Below are 16,003 nucleotides of genomic sequence, written 5' to 3'. Positions count from 1 at the left end.
GCGGGCACGGCGGGCCACATCGAAAGCGACCTTGAGAAAGGCGGCACAGCATGCGCGCCACCTTCATGTACGGTCCCGGCGACGTTCGCGTCGAGACCGTGCCCGACCCGCAGATCATCGAGCCCACCGACGCCATCGTTCGCGTCACCCTGGCCTGTGTCTGCGGCTCCGACCTGCACCCTTACCACTCCATGGACAAGACCGACCAGGGCGCGCCGATGGGGCACGAATTCCTCGGTGTCGTGGAGGACACAGGCGCGGACGTTACCAACCTCAAGCGCGGCGACTTCGTCATCTCCCCCTTCGCCTACGCCGACAACACCTGCGCGATCTGCCGCGATGGCTTCCAGACCGCCTGCCCGCACGGCGGCTGGTACGGCGTCGGCGGCGTAGGCGGCGGCCAGGCGGAAGCGGTCCGCGTCCCCCAGGCCGCCGGCACCCTGGTGAAGGTCCCAACAGGCTTCGACCAGGCCCTCCTTCCCTCGCTGCTGACCCTCAGCGACGTCTACCTCACCGGCTACCACGCCGCCCACATGGGCCGCGTCGAGCCGGGCAAGTCGGTCACCGTCATCGGTGACGGCGCCGTGGGCCTGTCCGCCGTACTGGCCGCCAAGCGGCTCGGGGCGCAGCAGATCATCCTCATGGGCCGGCACACCTCCCGCACCGGCCTGGGCCGCGAGTGGGGCGCCACCGATGTCATCGCCGAACGCGGCGAGGAAGGCATCGCCAAGGTCCTCGACCTGACCGGCGGCGAGGGCACCCACGTCGTCCTAGAGGCCGTCGGCCACATGCCCGCCTACGAGCAGGCGTACGGAGTTGTCCGCCCCGGCGGGATCATCTCCCGCGTCGGCATCCCCCAGTACGAGGATGCACCCGTCGGCTTCGGCTCCCTCTTCCGCAAGAACGCTGGCCTGACCGGCGGACCGGCCCCGGTTCGCGCCTACATCGACGACGCCGTCGCCGACGTCCTCGAAGGCCGCATTGACCCCGGCCGTGTCTTCGACGCCGAGGTCAGCCTGGAGCAGACCGCCGACGCCTACCGCATGATGGACGACCGCAGCCGCCTCAAGGTCCTCGTCCGGCCCTAACACCACCGAACGATCGCCCGCGGGGACCTCCACCGCTCGGCAGCGTTCTCCACTCAGCCGCCCTCAGACCCGGGCGGCCCGTTTCAACCACCCCATGTAGCGACATACATCGCCGCATCAGCACCGCGTGCACGATCAGCACGACGCAACACAGGCAAGGAGCCCTCACATGACCACCACGCCCACCCGCGAATTGACCTCCGGCGTGAACATCCCCCTGGTCGGATTCGGGACCTTCCTCATCCCCGACGATGAGACCGTAGCCGCCGTCGAGAACGCCCTGGCCGCCGGCTACCGGCACATCGACACTGCCGAGGTCTATGCCAACGAGCGCGGCGTCGGCGAAGGACTGCGCCGCGGCCTGCAGCAGGCCGGACTCCAGCGCGACGACGTGTTCATCACCACCAAGCTGTGGCCGCAGGCGAAGGACCGCGACAAGACCAGCGCGGAGACCCTGCGCTCCCTCGACGAGAGCCTGGAACGGCTCGGCCTGGAGCAGGTCGACCTGTACCTCATCCACGCCACGTTCGGGCGCGAGCAGCGCCTGGAGCAGTGGGCAGCGCTGGCCGAGGCGTATAAGAGCGGCAAGGCCCGGGCGATCGGTGTGTCGAATTTCAACGCCTCCCACATCGACGAGCTGACTGAGGCCGGGCTCCCGGTCCCGCACGCCAACCAGATCGAGCTGCACCCCTGGTCCCAGAAGCCCGAGCTGGTCTCGTACTTGAACCAGAGGGGCATCACGCCCATCGCCTACAGCAGCCTTGCCCCGCTCTCCACCTGGCGCACCGCCCCGGGCCACTCGAGCGGCAAGACGCAGGAGATGCGCGCCGAAGGCGAGCGTGGCGACTCCCCCTTCAAGAAGCTGGCCGAGAAGTACGGCGTGACCGAGGCTCAGTTCCTCCTGGGCTGGGGCGTCCAGAACGGCTACCCGGTGCTTCCCAAGAGCACCAACCCCGACCGCATGCGGCAGAACCTCGACATCTTCTCGTTCCGCATCGACGACGCGGACATGGAGTACATCCGTGGCCTTGACCGCGGCGCAGGGCTCGCCTGGGGCGAGGTAGACCCCACCACGCACGGCTGAACCACACCAGCGCTCCGGTCGGGCACGGCGGAACGGGGTGCGGGTTCGTCGCGCGCCCCGGACCGGCCTATGGCCAGAAGACACAAGGAAAGGGACGAGGGGTCATATGAGGGTCGCGGTCGTCGGCGCCACGGGACATCGGCGGCAGGTTGTCGCGTCAGCTGCTTGCCGGCGGTCATTCGGTCAGAGTGCTCTCCCGTGGTGGAGGAAGCCTCGATGAGCTGGTTGCGCTCGGGGCCGCGCCGGTCCTCGGCAGCTTCGATGACGGTTCGACCAGCCTGGGCGGCTTCTTCGCGGGTGTGGACGCCGCGTTCACGATGGTCCGCAGCGACTGGTCCAACGTGCACCACTACGGCGCGGTTTCGGAGCGCCTGGCAGACAGCCTGCAGGCGTCGAGGCCTCCGCTGGTGGCCAACCTGAGCAGCATTGGCGCGGACCTGGACAACGCTGGCCACTCGTCCCAGTTCAAGCAACTGGAGACGGTGCTGAATGATGTGCAGGGCGTCACCGTCGTGCATCTGCGAGGCGGCTGGTTCATGGAGAACTTCCTGTCCTACCTCGGCGGAGTCGCGCGGTCCGGCACCATCGCCTCGATGGTGCGAACGGACCGGCCCCTGCCGTTGGTCGCCACCGCCGACATCGCTCGCGCTGCTGCCGAAGAGATCACGGGCCACAGCAGGGCAGTCGAGGGGATCCGCGAGGTGCAGGGCCCCGAGGATCTGTCCTTCAAGGACGCGGCAGACCGTATCTCCCGCGCCGTGGGCCGCCCGGTGCGCGCCGTCACCATCGCACCGGACGCGGCACAGGTGAAGGAGCGCTATCTCAGCTTCGGCGGCACCGAGGAGAACTGGGAGCATCGGCTCGTCACCGACGCCGCCTTCAACGACGGTCGCGTGACCTTCCATCGCCCCCGGTCGGAGTTCGACGCCTCCTCGATGCGGTTCGACCATTTCGCGCAGTACGCCTGGATGCCGGCATACCGGCAGCTGGCCGACCGAACGGCGGAGTCCGGCTTCTCGATCTGGCTTGCGGAACATGCTTGACCGGTACGCCGAACACGGCGACCTCACACTCCGACCTGCCACTCGAAGCAGCCGACGCGGTCATCGTCCGTGACGAGCTCGCCGCCGTACCCGCTGTCGTGGGCCTCGCGCGCACCGCCCGACGGCTTGTGGTGCAGAACCTCGTCATCGCCAGCCTCTTCATCACGGCCCTGGTCGTTTGGGACCTCGCAGGTCACCTCCCGCTCCCGGGGGCGGACCACTGCTTGTCCAGCGCCCCCCGCGCCGGAAGCGCGTGTAGACCGTCTTCCGTGGACCGTAGCGTTCGGGCAGATCCCGCCAGGTAATCCCGGTACGGATCTTGAACACCATGCCGTTGAGGATCCGCCGATCGTCTACTGGGCGGCGGCCGGTTCCAGCCCGGGGTGTCAGCGGAGTGAGTAATTCCCACTCCTGGTCGATGAGTTCATGACGATGCACAACCCATGATCCAATAGGGGCGACCCGGGCAACCCGCGAACGCGAGGTCTGGGCGCGCGGAGGGGGAGATCGCCATGGATGTTATTGCGGGGGTTGTGGGCTCGCAGATTCTCAGTGCAGTGGTGGCCGCCGTGCTCACAGGGATCGGCACCCTGGTGCGCTGGTTCGTGGTCAAGCGGCTGCCCGCACGTCGCACGTGGCGCTACCTGAACGCAAGCGAGCTCTCCATCGTTCTGGACACCTCGTATATCGACACCGGCCGCTACCAGCGACCGGTCGCCGGGCTGGGGCAGGTCCGGGCGCTGTCCGTGCTCGTTCCCTCTCTCACCCACGCCTACCGGGACCTCGACTTGGAGAAGGTCCGCCTGTCGGCACACTTGCCGGGCAGCGAGATGGGGCACGACCTGCTCATCTTGGGCGGACCGAAGAACAACGAGGCAGCCCGCCGAATCCTGGAGGCCATGACGGAGGCGTTGCCGTTCCGTCTGGGCGGAGGAGCTATCACCTGGGAGGGGACGGCCTACACAGGAGACACCACGGACGGGGAAGTTGTCCGTGATTACGGGTATATCGTCAGAGCTGCGAACCCCCTCAACCCGAAAAAGCGCGTCGTGCTGATCGGCGGCTGGTCTACCTATGGCACTGTGGCCGCAGCCCGCTGGCTGACTGACAACGGCGCCAGTCGTTCCCTGACCGCTGATGTCGCTGTGCTTGTAGAGGCCTCGGTTCTTCGAGATGGCCACGTGTCCACACCTCGCGTCATGCGGCAGGCAAGCCTCAGCCGGTGAACCACACCACCGTTTGAAGACGGGCTCTGGCGATTCGGGGCTTGCAGGGACGGGGCCGTTTTCGGGGGCGGGCCGCACATGAGCGACTTCCCCTATCGCCGACGGGCGAGGCCATGTCATTTGCCGAGCGCCTCGTCGACGCATCCGATTGCCAGGAGAGTGACGTGTTCATGGCTGTGGCGCTTCAATGAGAAGTACCGCTGACACGCTTCCCTAAGTGATCCTTAATGTTGTATATGGTCGCGTGTCGGAAATGTCTTTCTGTGGTGCTGGCCTGGTCTTTCTTGTTCTCTGCGGAACTGTTGCACGGTTGGTGGCTCTAAACGCCCTACATGGTGCGGCCCACGCCGGGCTAGGGCGTGGGCCGCGGTAGATCCGCTCCTGACCGTTCAGAAGGGACCGCCTTGAAGCGGGGCAAGAAATCTCAGAAGAAGGGCGGCGCCGGCAAGGGCCGTCCGCGAGTAAGTACGCAGGGCATGGTCACGGCGTTCAATTCGACTGTCGTGACTTTGGTGGGTTCGTACGCCTCGACAGGCTCGATCCTGGTGATGTGCGGGGCCGGCGTGCTGGCGCTGGTACTCATTCTTCTCCTGGTCGTCCTGTAGTACGAGGGGGAGGGTGCATCCCGCTGTGGGATGCACCCTCCGCTCACGCCAGGGCCGTCTCGTGCAGTGACCACCGTTCCAGCCGGACCCGCTCCGCGGGAGGACGCTCGGGTGCGCCCGCCTGGTCCGCGGGGGCTACCGTGACCTGTTCCAGCGTGGCCAGCCGCGGCCCCTTGCCCTGTTGGAACGCCAGGAGGGCGAAGGCGGCATTGCTGAGCAGGCGCGGGCCGAGCCTGCTGTTGTAGAGGTAGTTGCGGTAGAGGAACTTGACCTGAGCAGGGACCACCACGCTCAGGTACTCATCGAGGTTCCTCTCCAGATGGCGGGTGTCCTCGAAGACCGCTCCGATGAGGCCGGGTCGGTGCTGGAAGACCCACCGGCAGTCCTCGGGGTACCGCACGGCCACCTCGGGCGGCTCGGGCTTCGGGCCCACCAGCGTCAGGTCGCCGCGCAGGAGATTCCACAGTCGCGGGAAGTGCTCCGTGAACGGCAGCCACTGCCGCAGCAGCGGTACCCGCGTGCCGGCGACCTGATAGCGAAGCAGGAAGATGCCGTGACCGCCCTGCCCGACATGCAGCTTCCTCTCCACGATGGTGTTGCTGTCCCCGAGAGCGATCATCAGACCCGTCATGGCGGTGAACGGCAAGGTCACTACGAGCGCGACGCAGGCGACGACGATGTCGGCCATCCGCCGGCTCTTGGACAGCGGGGCCGGTTCGCACGCCAGCCCCTTCACCGGCCTGCCATCTGCCCGTGGAGCCGACGGCGTGCGGCGCCGCCCTCTCCTCAGGACGACACTGGCAGTGGCGAATGAGGCGATCATGGACAGCACCATCGCGGTGTCCGGGTAGCCGGACTGGTTCACGCCGTTCCCCACCAGATGGGAGAACACCAGCCAGAACGAGAAGATCTGTACGGTCAGCGGGAGAGCGAACTCCAGGATCGCCGAGCGCAGCCGGCGGCGCCGCCCCCATGGCCCCGCCTCCTGCTCCGGTGCCTCGAGTTCCTCACGGTGGATCACCAGGTTGGTGAGGGTGTCGTCACCGGACTGGTGGCTCTCGACCGCCGCCTGCTTGAACGCGTCCACCTTGATGCGCAGGAGCAGGTCTTCGGTCTTGCGCGGTGTGATGACCTGGCGGGCAGCGTCGTTGATCTCAGCCAGGTACTCAGTGATCTCCGGTTCCTCGGTCAGGACCAATTCCTCGGCCAGGCCGTTCTCCCCAACCTGCTGAGGCGGGATCACCGGCTTGTTCTCGTTTCGCGAGATGCCCATCTCATTTCCCCCCATGAAGCGTGCTGCTCATCGGTGCTACTTGGTTACCTGCCTCTGCGGCTTGTTCCTTGGCGATGGCCTCTTTGAGATGCTTCCGGGCATGGCGAATGTTGGACCGGACCGTGTTGGCCTTTTTGTCGAGGATCTCGGCGATCTCCTCCGGTGAGTACCCGTCGAAGACCAGTGCCATGACCCGCCGCTGTTGCTGGTCCAATGCCCGCAGGTGTCGCAGGGCGTAGTCCTGGTCGACGTAGTCGTGGCCCGGGGGAGCGACTTCCCGAGGGGCACCCCACGTACTGGCCAAGGCTGCTTCAGGGGCCTTGCGCAGGCGTACTTCGCTGTGTACCCAGGCACGTTCAGCGGCTTTCCGGCAGTACGCCCGGGGGTTCCGGATCGTCTTCCACCGGGGGAAGACGTAAAACAGCGTCTCAGCCACGGCCTCTTCCGCCTCGTCCCAGGACGCTCCGAGGGCTGCTACGAATCGGACCAAGCTCATGTGTTCCGCACGCACGAAGTCATCGAAGTCTGCGTAGCCCTCCGGCGCTTCGGACTGTCCGGGGACGCGCTGTCCTGGAGCGCGCCTCACCACCGAGCCGCCCTTGCCACAGTGTTCATGCCCAGGTGGGGGACAGGGGCGCTTCCGCGTGCAACGGCGTCGCCGACTTTTCTGGCTCCCCGAACGCCTCTGCGGGTGCTGGGTGCCTGCCGATTCCCAGGTGCCGACCCGCACGAGCGGGAGGCGAACCGCGACAAGAGCGAAGGAGGGACCTGGCAGCCCGTTCTGCTTGCACGAAGGCGTTGGGCAAGGACCGGCTGGATTCAGCGATGCCGAGTCCCACCGGCCCTACGCAGAGTCCGCACGCCGGCTTGAACGGCATGCCCGCCTGCGCCGACAGCGGCGACTGGCCGGGAAATCCCCAGAAGAAGGAGTCGGTGCTCCATGTCGGAAGGACGGCACTGCCGTCGGGGAAAGCGCGTCGACTGCGTTGAGATTGTCGAGGCCGTCCATGCGCCATAGCGGCAATCAGGTCCATACGAGGTTCGGGTCGGGGTCGCTCGAGGTCGTTGCGCCCGGCGACGTCCGCCCCAGGTCGGCCGGCAGCATCGGCACGGGACACCACTTCATGGCGATGCGTTCAGCGGTCTGCACCGCCGGACCCCAGCACGGATCCCACGTCCGACCAGCGGTAATGCGCCTGAGTCGAGGCTCGCGACGTCAACCCCTCAGGCCGCGAGGCTGCCAGGGATGCAATGTCCACCGGCAAGGTAGACAACGATGCGGGCAATCCTGGCCTTATGAACTAAATCGACAAGAAACGGTTGATGATGGCTAGTTCTGCATCGATGGCTTTTGATGCTGTCGCTGGGGTGTCCAGCCCGTGCGGTTCAATGTCGGGCCGTGCGAACCTCGCTGCGGTCGCGAGGTGGGTCGAGGGGTGCGCGCCTCCCGATCTGATGTGATCTGCGTCACAAACCTCCGGTTGGAGGTTTGTGCCGCATGGCGGGATTGCGCCAGACGGAGTGTGAACTTCCAGCCGTGTCGAGTGAGTTGGTGCTGGTCACGGCGCGTGATCGAATGCGGGTTTGAGGGCGCCGGGCGTGGCGTGAAGTGACACGTGTGGCGACTGAGCGATTGCTTAGCGTGAAATTTTTGAGGAGTGGGCTCCTCATATGCGGGGCCTCGTCCGATTAGCTATCCGTCAGGAGCACCGCGCTCCTACGGCACCATCAACTTCGTTGTGTGACAGGGGTGCTGGCGATGGTGAAGGGATGGCCCCTTTGAAGGCACTGCCCATCCGGGCGCTCATAGCTGTGGCGGGCACCATCCGGGTCCGCATGGCGGGGGTACCGGTCGTGCGGCGTCAGGTCCCTGGCAGCCCCGCCGCAGGAACCGGCGGCACCGAGCAGGACGCCGCGGCCCTGACCTGTGACCCCGGGAGGCCCGTGTGAGCCGCGGCGACGCCGGCGAGCCGCCGGCCGTACCGGCAGTACGGGAACCCGCCCCACTGCCGACGGCGTTCTGGGCCTTCCACCACCTGTACTTCCGGGTCTACCGCCGCTACGCCGAGCTGCACCTGGGCGACAAGCGCCTGGCCGGCGAGATCGTCCACGAGGTCTTCATGGCCCTGCTGTACGACTGGGGCCGGCTGATGGAAGAGGCCAGCCCCACCGCGTCGGCGTGGGCCTTCTTCAAATCCGTCGTCGCCGAGGAACTGGCCTGGCAGGGCCGGGACTCGGCGATGCCGGAGACCGCAACCTTCGACCGCGTTGCCCTGACCCGGGACCTGCTGGACTCCTTCCGCGCCAAGTTCGCGGTCATGGAGAGCAGCCTCGGCCTGTACGCCGCGATCGCCCGGCTGCCCGAGCGGCAGTTCGACGTGATGGTCCTGGTCTACGTGCTGGGCTACGACCTGAAGAAGACGGCACAGACCATGGGGGTCAGCGCCGCCACGGTCCGCTCCCACCGCGACCGGGCCCGCCAGCGGATTGCCCGTGACCTCGAAAACCCCCTCCGGACGAACAGGAGTAACCCTCATGCGCGAGCCGCGCCGCCTCGACGACCTGCTGGCCGACGCCGAAGTCCTCATCGACCGCGCCGGCGACGAGGAACTCGCCGCCTCCCGCCGCCGTATCGAGGCAGAGTTCGCCGCCTCCCGACACACCGCAGGCCTCGCAGGCGGCGCGCTGCCACCCCGCCCGGCCCAGGCATCTCTGGCCGCATTCTTGGACCGCCGCGCCCGCCGGGGCGCGGCCCCCCACGAACAGGCCGCCCGTGACCTACGCGAGCTGTCAGCGCTGGTGATCACCGGCGCCCACGCCGTGGACCACATCGCCCAGCTCGCCACCTCACGGCAGATCAACCCCGACGGAGCCCTCACCTTCGCCTGCCTGCTGCACCTGGCCGACCGCGAGGACGGCGCCGAGTTCCTCTGGCAGTTCTCCGCCGGCGCCGGCAAGACCGCCTCGGCCGCCTGCCTGTACCTGCTGCACCTCAAGCGCGGCGACGTACGCGACGCCCGCCACTGGGCCGGGCAAGCCCTGGCCCTGGAAAGCCAGGAAGCCAAGCCGCGGCGGAAACGCAAGAACCGCAGCAAGGACCGCATCAGCACCCGACGCCGCCACCGCGACACCCCAGCAGCCCGGATCCCCAACGCCGTACCCGACGACGTCATGCTGCTCCATACCCTGCACGCCCTGCAGCCTCCGCAGGGCGTGCAAGAGATGTCCGTGGAGGCCTTCCACCTGCGCACCGGTGCACTCTCGCACTCCCTGACCCAGGCCGTGCAGCGACTGCACAGCGAAAACGACCCTGAGCTCGGGGCGATCACCTGGCCCGACCAGCACCTCGCCGAGCAACTCCAACGAGCCCTGCCCGCCTGAACCCACAGGGCATCACGCCCCTGGCAAGCACCACGGCAGGCACCAAGACGAGAAAGAAAAGAATCTTGAACCGGAGAAAACCCGACCCGCCCCCGGTGGCCTTAGTGGGGGTGTACAGCAACACCACCCCACCTCCCGGGAGCATCCCATGGTCCTCGGCACCCTCCGCACCGCCCTGGCCGCCACCGGCGCCGCCTGGCGCGCCACAACCACCGGCCTCTGGCAGACCCTGCGCGCCCGCATCGACGGTCGCAACGCCGTCGCCTTCGAACGCGAACGCCGAGCGACCCTGCTCACCGTCCCAGCAACCCTGCCCACCGGCACACGCATCCACGACCGCCGCGCCGACGGCAGCGTCCTGGACATCGCAGTCCCCGCCCCGACCCACATCGACCTGACGATCGGGCAGACCCCGTTCCCCACCACCGGGACCGTCCCCCACCCACTGCCCGCGATCCTCCCGCCCGCGGCCCCCGCTCTGGAAGCCCGAGCCACGCCCCAGGAGCAGTGACCGATGTCCCTCGCACCGCCACCACCGCAACCGCTGCCGGCCCAAGCCGCCACCCTCCCGGTCGGCACCCGGCTGTGGCGCATCCACCACACCCGATACAGTCCCGACCACTTCAACCCCACCTTGGCCGACCCCGTCTTCGGCGGATCCCGATTCGACGGCACCGCCGACGACCCCTACGGCGTTCTGTACGCCTCCCGGTCGGCAGCCACCGCCGTCACCGAGCAGCTACTGCGCACCATCCCCTTCGGCGACACCGGCGCCCGCGTCCTGCCCTACGCCCAGATCAGCAACCGCGCCTTCACCAAGCTGCACACCACTGTGCCCCTGCGCCTGATCGACCTCAGCAGCGCCGAAGCACTCGTCTCGATCGGCGCCCTCGAAGGCCTCACCCACGGTGAATCCACCCTGTACGCACAGACCCGGTACTGGGCTCGCCACCTGCGCCGGGAGCACCCCTGGGCCCAGGGACTGGTGTGGCAGTCACGAAGAAACCCGGGCCTCGGCCAGGACGCCCTGGTGCTGTTCGAGGACCGCTGCCCTCCCCGGTGCCTGGAAGCCGACCGGTCCGTTTCCCTGGGCACCCCTGAAGGGACTCGGCTGCTCAACACCGTGATGCTGCCCTTCCGCGCCACAGTCAGTTCCGTCACCACCGGCGCGCCGGCCACTTCCGAGGTCACCGCCCACGACGACGCCTTCCTGGAACGCACCGAGGAAGAACGCAAAGCCAACGACAGCACCGAAACCGACTTCGACAGCTTCTATCTGCAGCACTACCGCACGGTCCGCAACATCCTCAACGCCCGGGCCGGTGACTGGGACTTGGCACAGTACGCTGCCGACAGGGCCTTCCTGATCGCCTACCAGAAGTGGCCAGCGGTGTCGGGGATGGAACGGCCCGTCGGCTATGTTGTGCGCGTCGGCCGCAACGTCCTCCAGCGGATCTACACCCGCACCCAGAAACCGGCTCTGCCGCCGGTGCCCCTTGACACCGCCCTCGAGAGCACCCTGGAACATCGCGGCGGCGGTCTGGCGGCTGAGACGGTCAACAAGATCGTCATCCAGGACGCCATCAAGAACCTGCCCCGCGATAAGCGAGAAGCCTTCATTCTCCACGAGGTCCTCGACCATCCCATCACGGCGATCGCAGAGTTCCTCGACATCCCGCAGAACACCGTCAAAACTCGCCTGCGCGCCGCAAGGGCTGCCCTTCGTGAAGCCCTTGGTGAACAATTCGGTATGGGAGGCACGCGATGACCGCGAACACACACCTCGAGGTCGACGGCTTCGACCGAGGCATCGACCAGGAAGAGCTGCTCGGCCGCCTCGCTGACCTCAAACGCCGGGCTGGTCACCAACTGCCCATCCTGGATGACGACGACGAAGAGGCCGCCATCGAAGACGCAGTCCGCAGCATCACCGGACAGCCTTCGGGGTTGGTCGCAGTGCCGGCCCCGAAGATCGACGTCGACGACCGGCTGACCCGCTCCCTGGAACAGCAGAACCAGCTGCTGGAAGCAGCCAGGAGCTCCGCGAAGCTGGTCATGATGCTGCTTGCAGTGATCAACGAGATGCAACGGCGTATCAGCGAACTCGCTGATGAATGCGATCAGCTTCACGCCCGCGACGGTAACTCGCAAACCGTGAAGGCGTTGCAGGCGAATTTGGTCCGCGCCCGTGAACAGGAACAGTGCGCGCATCAGGAGTTGCGGCGGGCAGAAGAGAAGCAGCGTCAGGTTGAGGAGCTTGCTGCCCGTGTTCAGGCACAGGTGGAAGAGCTGACTGATGAGTTGGACCGTCTTGGCGGCGGCACGACAGTTGACGGAGCGGATGGGCGGGTTGCCGAGAGGTCGCCTGGTACCTCGGACGACACCCCCGATCCCGGTTCGCGCTGGGTTGATGCGCGCCCGCGGATGATGGGGGTGGATTGGACTGGCAGGGGGGTGGGGACGGTGGCTTTGGACGAGCCTTTGGTGGCTTTGGCAGCAGCGGGCGGTACCGCGCTGGTCACGGCGATGGCGGGTGACGCTTGGATCGGGCTGAGGAATGGGTTCGCTCAGCTGCTGGGCCGCGGTGACCCGCAGCAACAGGAAGCCGTGGAACACGAACTCGAGGCGGCTCGTACAGAAGTCGTCGGCGGGACTGACAGCGACAGCGAACTGGAACAAGTGAGCGTCGTACAGGCCGCCGCGTGGCAGGCGCGGTTGGCTCAACTGCTGGAGGAGCAGCCACAAACTGCCGATGCCCTGCAGCAGCTAGTCCGTGAGGCCAGCGGCAGGGCGCCAAGACCGGAGGCACGTACCTGGCAGCACGTGGTCGCATTGGGTGAGGCGCGCCAAGCCGTTCTCGGGATTGGCACGCAGCACAACACCTTCGGCGACGCCCGGCGCGATGACAGATGAGCAGCCGGCATCGGGTCAGCCTCCTGCTGAGGTTGGTGGCCTGGCGCCGACCACGGGGGTGCCCACGCAGTCCGTAGTCCAACGCGTCACTACGGCGGGGCAGTCCACCGTAGCGGCGCTCGGCGCCGGAATTCAGATCAACCGCTTCTACCTGGAAGAGCAGTCCCGGGTCCGGAACACGATGAAGGTCACGGTCGCGGTACCGCTGGGGCGGCGGTACTCCTTACCGCCGCTGCGAGGCAGGGACGAAGCGGTGGCGGGAACTGGCCGCCCTGTTCGACGATCCCTCCCGTGGCCCTCGGGTCCGCCTCCTGCAATGGTCTGGGCGGCTCCGGCAAGACCAGCATCGCCCTGGAGGTGGCCTGGCACGCGACGCAGAAGGCGATCGAGACATGGTGGGTGCAAGCAGGCACCGTGGCGTCAGTGACTGCAGGCTTGCATGCAGTGCACGTCAGGCCGGGGCTGGCCCAGACGAACTGGGCCACGGCGATGCGGCCGACGTACTGTGGCGGCGCCTGGCATCCCGGGACCGTCCATGGCTGCTGGTGTTGGACAACGCCGACGATCCGACAGCGCTGGAAGTCGACGGTACGCCGCTCGACGCAGGGACCGGATGGATACGCCCCCTGCCGCCAACGTCCGCGCCGTGGTCCTGGACTGCCGCCCGCCCAGCATGCAAAGCGCCTCATAGCTGCTGCGGACAGGTTCCAGCGGTCTTTGATTCTGCGGAGCCGCGCCAGGCGGCTGAGGACTGTGCCTCACAGAGGCTCCCTTGGCTCCTGGCGCGGCGTTCCCTCAGGACTGCGAGGCTTTACGGGCGGTCTCAGCATACGTATGGAAGACCGCACCGGCGGTGAGCTTGTACTGGTTCAGCTGGGTGGCCACGGCCTGCTCGTCGGACCAGCGGCCCTGACCGTCGGCGAGGGCGACAGCCCATGCGGTGACTGCCTGCTTGAGCGCCTCCAGCTTCTCCGGCGTCACCACACGCATGTCCGTGACGGCGGTGCCGTGCTTGTCGCATTCTCGGCTGGGGTGCACCATCACCGGCACAGATGCCACCTCGGGGTGCTGCTCGGCGTCCCAGCGGACGCTGCCACCGAGCTGGTCGAGATCGTGCTTGGAAATGGTCGCCGTGGTGCAGCCGGTCTTCAGCTCGATGACCGCGTGCTGCCCCGTGGACAGAGCCCACAGGTTGTCGGGGCCGATGCCATACCGCTTGTCGGGACGCGTGCTGGTGAAGCCCAGGTGCTGTCCGAGCCGCTCGAAAGCAGCTTCTGCAGCATCGGTGCGTTCCTCATCCCAGACGATCTCCTGCAGCAGAGCCCGAACCCCCAGCACCAAAGAGATGCCGTTCTGATACTGCGCTGCCAGGAACTGCGCTGACGCTCGAGCCTGGACCGTGGCTGCCTTGATTTTGGCAGGTGCAATGCCAGCGGCTGGGCGGAGTACGAAGTCGTTCTCGCTCAGGGCGGCAAGCAGCACTTGCTGCGCCAGCTCGGGATTGGTCAGGTGCAGATAGGCGGCCTTCTGCTCCAGGAGCCAGCCGCGCAGCGCCTTGTCTTCCAGCTGGCTGATGGTCCGCTGCAGCCGGTCGGCGGCAGCGCGGGTTTGGCCGGTGACGGCAAGGTCGAAGGCCTCACGGGCCGCGATGGCCACGGGCAGGACGGTACCGGTGGGTGCGTAGCGGATCCCAGCAAGTGAACGGAGGCTGTTCTCAACCCATTGGGGCATACGAGACAAAAATCCGCTCAAGGCCTGGCGGACTGCGTCCAAACCCTCACCCTTGATCTGCTGGGCGACGCTGCGGCTGAAATCCATCTGGGCCCGGGTAGCGGGGGAGAACAAGTCCAGATGACGGCGGTCGTGGGTCGCCACTCCCAGGCCCGCTCCGAGCAGGAGCACGGCGCAGTGATCATTGGTGTCGCGGACCCCGCGGCCCATGCCCTGTTCGATCCGTTGCATCTCACGCGCGAGGCGGGCCGGGCTGTCGGCCAGCGCGACTGCTTCTCGGCGCTCCACCGCATCCATCGGCCGCGGGATGCCGTCGAGGATCAGCAGCTCGCAGGCATCGCCGGGTAGGTCGACTCCGTCGTACTTGTTGATCATTACCACGAGACCGACATAGCCGTCCTGAAGCTCCTTGACGCCCTTGCCCAGGTCACGCACGCGCCAGGTGCAGTCCGCGTACGGTTCCCACGCCCGTGCTGCCTTGACACTCGGAACGAGCACGACGACATTGATGGGCTTCGCATCCACGACACCGTCGCCATCGCGGTCCCCGTCCGCGAACTGTCGGGCCATGACCCGTACAGCGTCGTCGTCGAGCGTCGGGTTCAGCGCGACTGGGGCAAGGATCATGCGGTCGCCGATGTCGGCAGCGCTGCCGGGAGTGACAGGCCGGGCCAGCAGCGCCGGGTCGGCATCCAGATCCGTTACCAGGACGCTGTCATCTGCGAGGGTGGCCGTCAGATACACCCTGCGCCGCGCCCGGGCGAAGGAAGGGATCATGCGAATCGGCAGGCACGGCGGGCGGATCTCGATGCCCCGGCTGGTCACCGAGGCCGCACACAGCTTCAGGACGTCCGCGATCAGCGGCCACTCGAACTTGAAATCATCCTCATCTCGATGAGGGTGCAGTACTTCCATCACTCGGGACTGCTGATCGGCCCACGACCAGAACGGGATCCGCGCTGACGCCGTATAGTCCCCGGCCTGGATATCCGCCCAGGCCTTGGCCGACTGATTCTGCAGATCCGCTGCAAACAGCTCCAGCAGCGCCTTGTACGCCTTGTGGCCGGCCGGAATGGTCAGCCGGAACTGATCCTCGGCAGCGGCCAGGGCGGCGTGAGCGTCATCGACCACCACCACGCCCAAGTCGATGGCCTGCCGGCCGTCGCCCGCCACACCGAACACAGATCGCCCGTTGATCAGCTTGTGGAACGTGGTGACCAAGATGGCCTGCCCCGCACGGAACGCCGGGTCCTCGGGGCTCTCGGCAGTCTCTAGACCCAGGCGTGCCGCCTCGTCGTTTACCTGAGTGACCAGATGGGTGTCCGGAGCCAGATACACGGCCTTCCCCGTACCCTCATTCAGGGTGCTCTGAGCGATCAGCAAGCCGACGACGGTCTTGCCGCCGCCGGTGTTCTGCTTGATCACAACATCCCGGTCGTCCCGGCGACCGAACCATGAGTCCAGCACCTCGCCCTGCTCGTGCCGCAAATACCGCCAAGGCCGATCCGGCAGCGCCGCATAGATGTCCCGCGGCCGCAGCAACGCCTCCAAGTTCCCCGTGCCGATCCGATCCCAGTCCAGTGGCATTGCCACACCCCTTCCCCAAGTTCACGTCACGCCTCCCCGGCATCACGCAACGACCATCATCGCCCGTCCGTG

14 protein-coding genes and 2 pseudogenes are annotated in these 16,003 nt (G+C 67.1%); 11 read left to right on the top strand and 5 right to left on the bottom strand.

Annotated elements, in window-relative coordinates; genetic code table 11:
* The first annotated feature begins 50 nt into the window (after positions 1 to 50).
* The 4 genes and pseudogenes from AC1VWI_RS44650 to AC1VWI_RS44635 form a co-directional block, all read left to right on the top strand.
* Positions 51 to 1,088, top strand: a complete 1,038-nt coding sequence (locus AC1VWI_RS44650) for an alcohol dehydrogenase catalytic domain-containing protein (RefSeq protein WP_499517096.1) — start codon at positions 51 to 53, stop codon at positions 1,086 to 1,088.
* Positions 1,089 to 1,257: 169 nt separating this feature from the next.
* Positions 1,258 to 2,172: an aldo/keto reductase gene (locus tag AC1VWI_RS44645; protein WP_499517095.1), complete on the top strand. Its 915-nt coding sequence runs from the start codon at positions 1,258 to 1,260 to the stop codon at positions 2,170 to 2,172.
* A gap of 149 nt (positions 2,173 to 2,321) precedes the next feature.
* The gene (locus AC1VWI_RS44640) at positions 2,322 to 3,215 is read left to right on the top strand and encodes a Rossmann-fold NAD(P)-binding domain-containing protein (protein ID WP_499517094.1); all 894 of its coding nucleotides are present in this window, start codon (positions 2,322 to 2,324) and stop codon (positions 3,213 to 3,215) included.
* 29 nt (positions 3,216 to 3,244) lie between these two features.
* Positions 3,245 to 3,424 (top strand): annotated as a pseudogene (locus AC1VWI_RS44635) (hypothetical protein); the annotation flags it as partial.
* On the opposite strand, the gene AC1VWI_RS44630 reads toward AC1VWI_RS44635, so the two are convergent.
* Positions 3,378 to 3,653: a transposase gene (locus AC1VWI_RS44630; protein WP_499517093.1), complete on the bottom strand. Its 276-nt coding sequence runs from the start codon at positions 3,651 to 3,653 to the stop codon at positions 3,378 to 3,380. The pseudogene AC1VWI_RS44635 and the gene AC1VWI_RS44630 overlap by 47 nt on opposite strands.
* 74 nt (positions 3,654 to 3,727) lie before the next feature.
* Between AC1VWI_RS44630 and AC1VWI_RS44625 the strand changes: the two genes are divergently transcribed.
* Both AC1VWI_RS44625 and AC1VWI_RS44620 read left to right on the top strand, forming a co-directional pair.
* Positions 3,728 to 4,441, top strand: coding sequence for a hypothetical protein (locus AC1VWI_RS44625; protein ID WP_499517092.1), 714 nt, complete (start codon positions 3,728 to 3,730; stop codon positions 4,439 to 4,441).
* Positions 4,442 to 4,845: 404 nt separating this feature from the next.
* Positions 4,846 to 5,046, top strand: coding sequence for a hypothetical protein (locus tag AC1VWI_RS44620; RefSeq protein ID WP_499517091.1), 201 nt, complete (start codon positions 4,846 to 4,848; stop codon positions 5,044 to 5,046).
* A gap of 43 nt (positions 5,047 to 5,089) precedes the next feature.
* Here the strand turns inward: AC1VWI_RS44620 and AC1VWI_RS44615 are convergent, their stop codons facing one another.
* From AC1VWI_RS44615 to AC1VWI_RS44605, 3 genes are all read right to left on the bottom strand, one after another.
* Positions 5,090 to 6,319, bottom strand: coding sequence for a sugar transferase (locus tag AC1VWI_RS44615; RefSeq protein ID WP_499517090.1), 1,230 nt, complete (start codon positions 6,317 to 6,319; stop codon positions 5,090 to 5,092).
* A gap of 1 nt (position 6,320) precedes the next feature.
* Positions 6,321 to 6,755, bottom strand: coding sequence for an RNA polymerase sigma factor (locus AC1VWI_RS44610; RefSeq protein ID WP_499517089.1), 435 nt, complete (start codon positions 6,753 to 6,755; stop codon positions 6,321 to 6,323).
* 1,623 nt (positions 6,756 to 8,378) lie between these two features.
* A complete protein-coding gene (locus AC1VWI_RS44605) occupies positions 8,379 to 8,639 on the bottom strand; it encodes a hypothetical protein (RefSeq protein WP_499517156.1) in 261 nt (86 codons plus the stop codon).
* Between AC1VWI_RS44605 and AC1VWI_RS44600 the strand changes: the two are divergent.
* The 5 genes and pseudogenes from AC1VWI_RS44600 to AC1VWI_RS44580 form a co-directional block, all read left to right on the top strand.
* A pseudogene (locus AC1VWI_RS44600) lies at positions 8,560 to 8,796 on the top strand (sigma factor-like helix-turn-helix DNA-binding protein); the annotation flags it as partial. The gene AC1VWI_RS44605 and the pseudogene AC1VWI_RS44600 sit on opposite strands and share 80 nt — an antisense overlap.
* Before the next feature lie 58 nt (positions 8,797 to 8,854).
* Positions 8,855 to 9,700 carry a hypothetical protein gene (locus AC1VWI_RS44595; protein WP_499517088.1) on the top strand — a complete coding sequence of 282 codons (846 nt, stop codon included), beginning with the start codon at positions 8,855 to 8,857 and terminating at the stop codon, positions 9,698 to 9,700.
* Between the two features lie 148 nt (positions 9,701 to 9,848).
* Positions 9,849 to 10,211 carry a hypothetical protein gene (locus AC1VWI_RS44590; RefSeq protein WP_499517087.1) on the top strand — a complete coding sequence of 121 codons (363 nt, stop codon included), beginning with the start codon at positions 9,849 to 9,851 and terminating at the stop codon, positions 10,209 to 10,211.
* Between the two features lie 3 nt (positions 10,212 to 10,214).
* Positions 10,215 to 11,468: an RES domain-containing protein gene (locus AC1VWI_RS44585; protein WP_499517086.1), complete on the top strand. Its 1,254-nt coding sequence runs from the start codon at positions 10,215 to 10,217 to the stop codon at positions 11,466 to 11,468.
* Complete coding sequence (locus AC1VWI_RS44580; RefSeq protein WP_499517085.1) at positions 11,465 to 12,613, top strand: hypothetical protein; 1,149 nt, start codon at positions 11,465 to 11,467, stop codon at positions 12,611 to 12,613. Before AC1VWI_RS44585 ends, AC1VWI_RS44580 begins: the two co-directional genes overlap by 4 nt.
* 795 nt (positions 12,614 to 13,408) lie before the next feature.
* Here AC1VWI_RS44580 and AC1VWI_RS44575 read toward each other — a convergent pair.
* A complete protein-coding gene (locus AC1VWI_RS44575) occupies positions 13,409 to 15,931 on the bottom strand; it encodes a DEAD/DEAH box helicase (protein WP_499517084.1) in 2,523 nt (840 codons plus the stop codon).
* Positions 15,932 to 16,003 lie beyond the last annotated feature (72 nt).

It is taken from the genome of Streptomyces sp. TOM-9 (genome assembly GCF_056858595.1).
The sequence above is the reverse complement of the archived record's forward strand: the minus strand, read 5'-3'. Positions and strand labels throughout refer to the sequence as shown.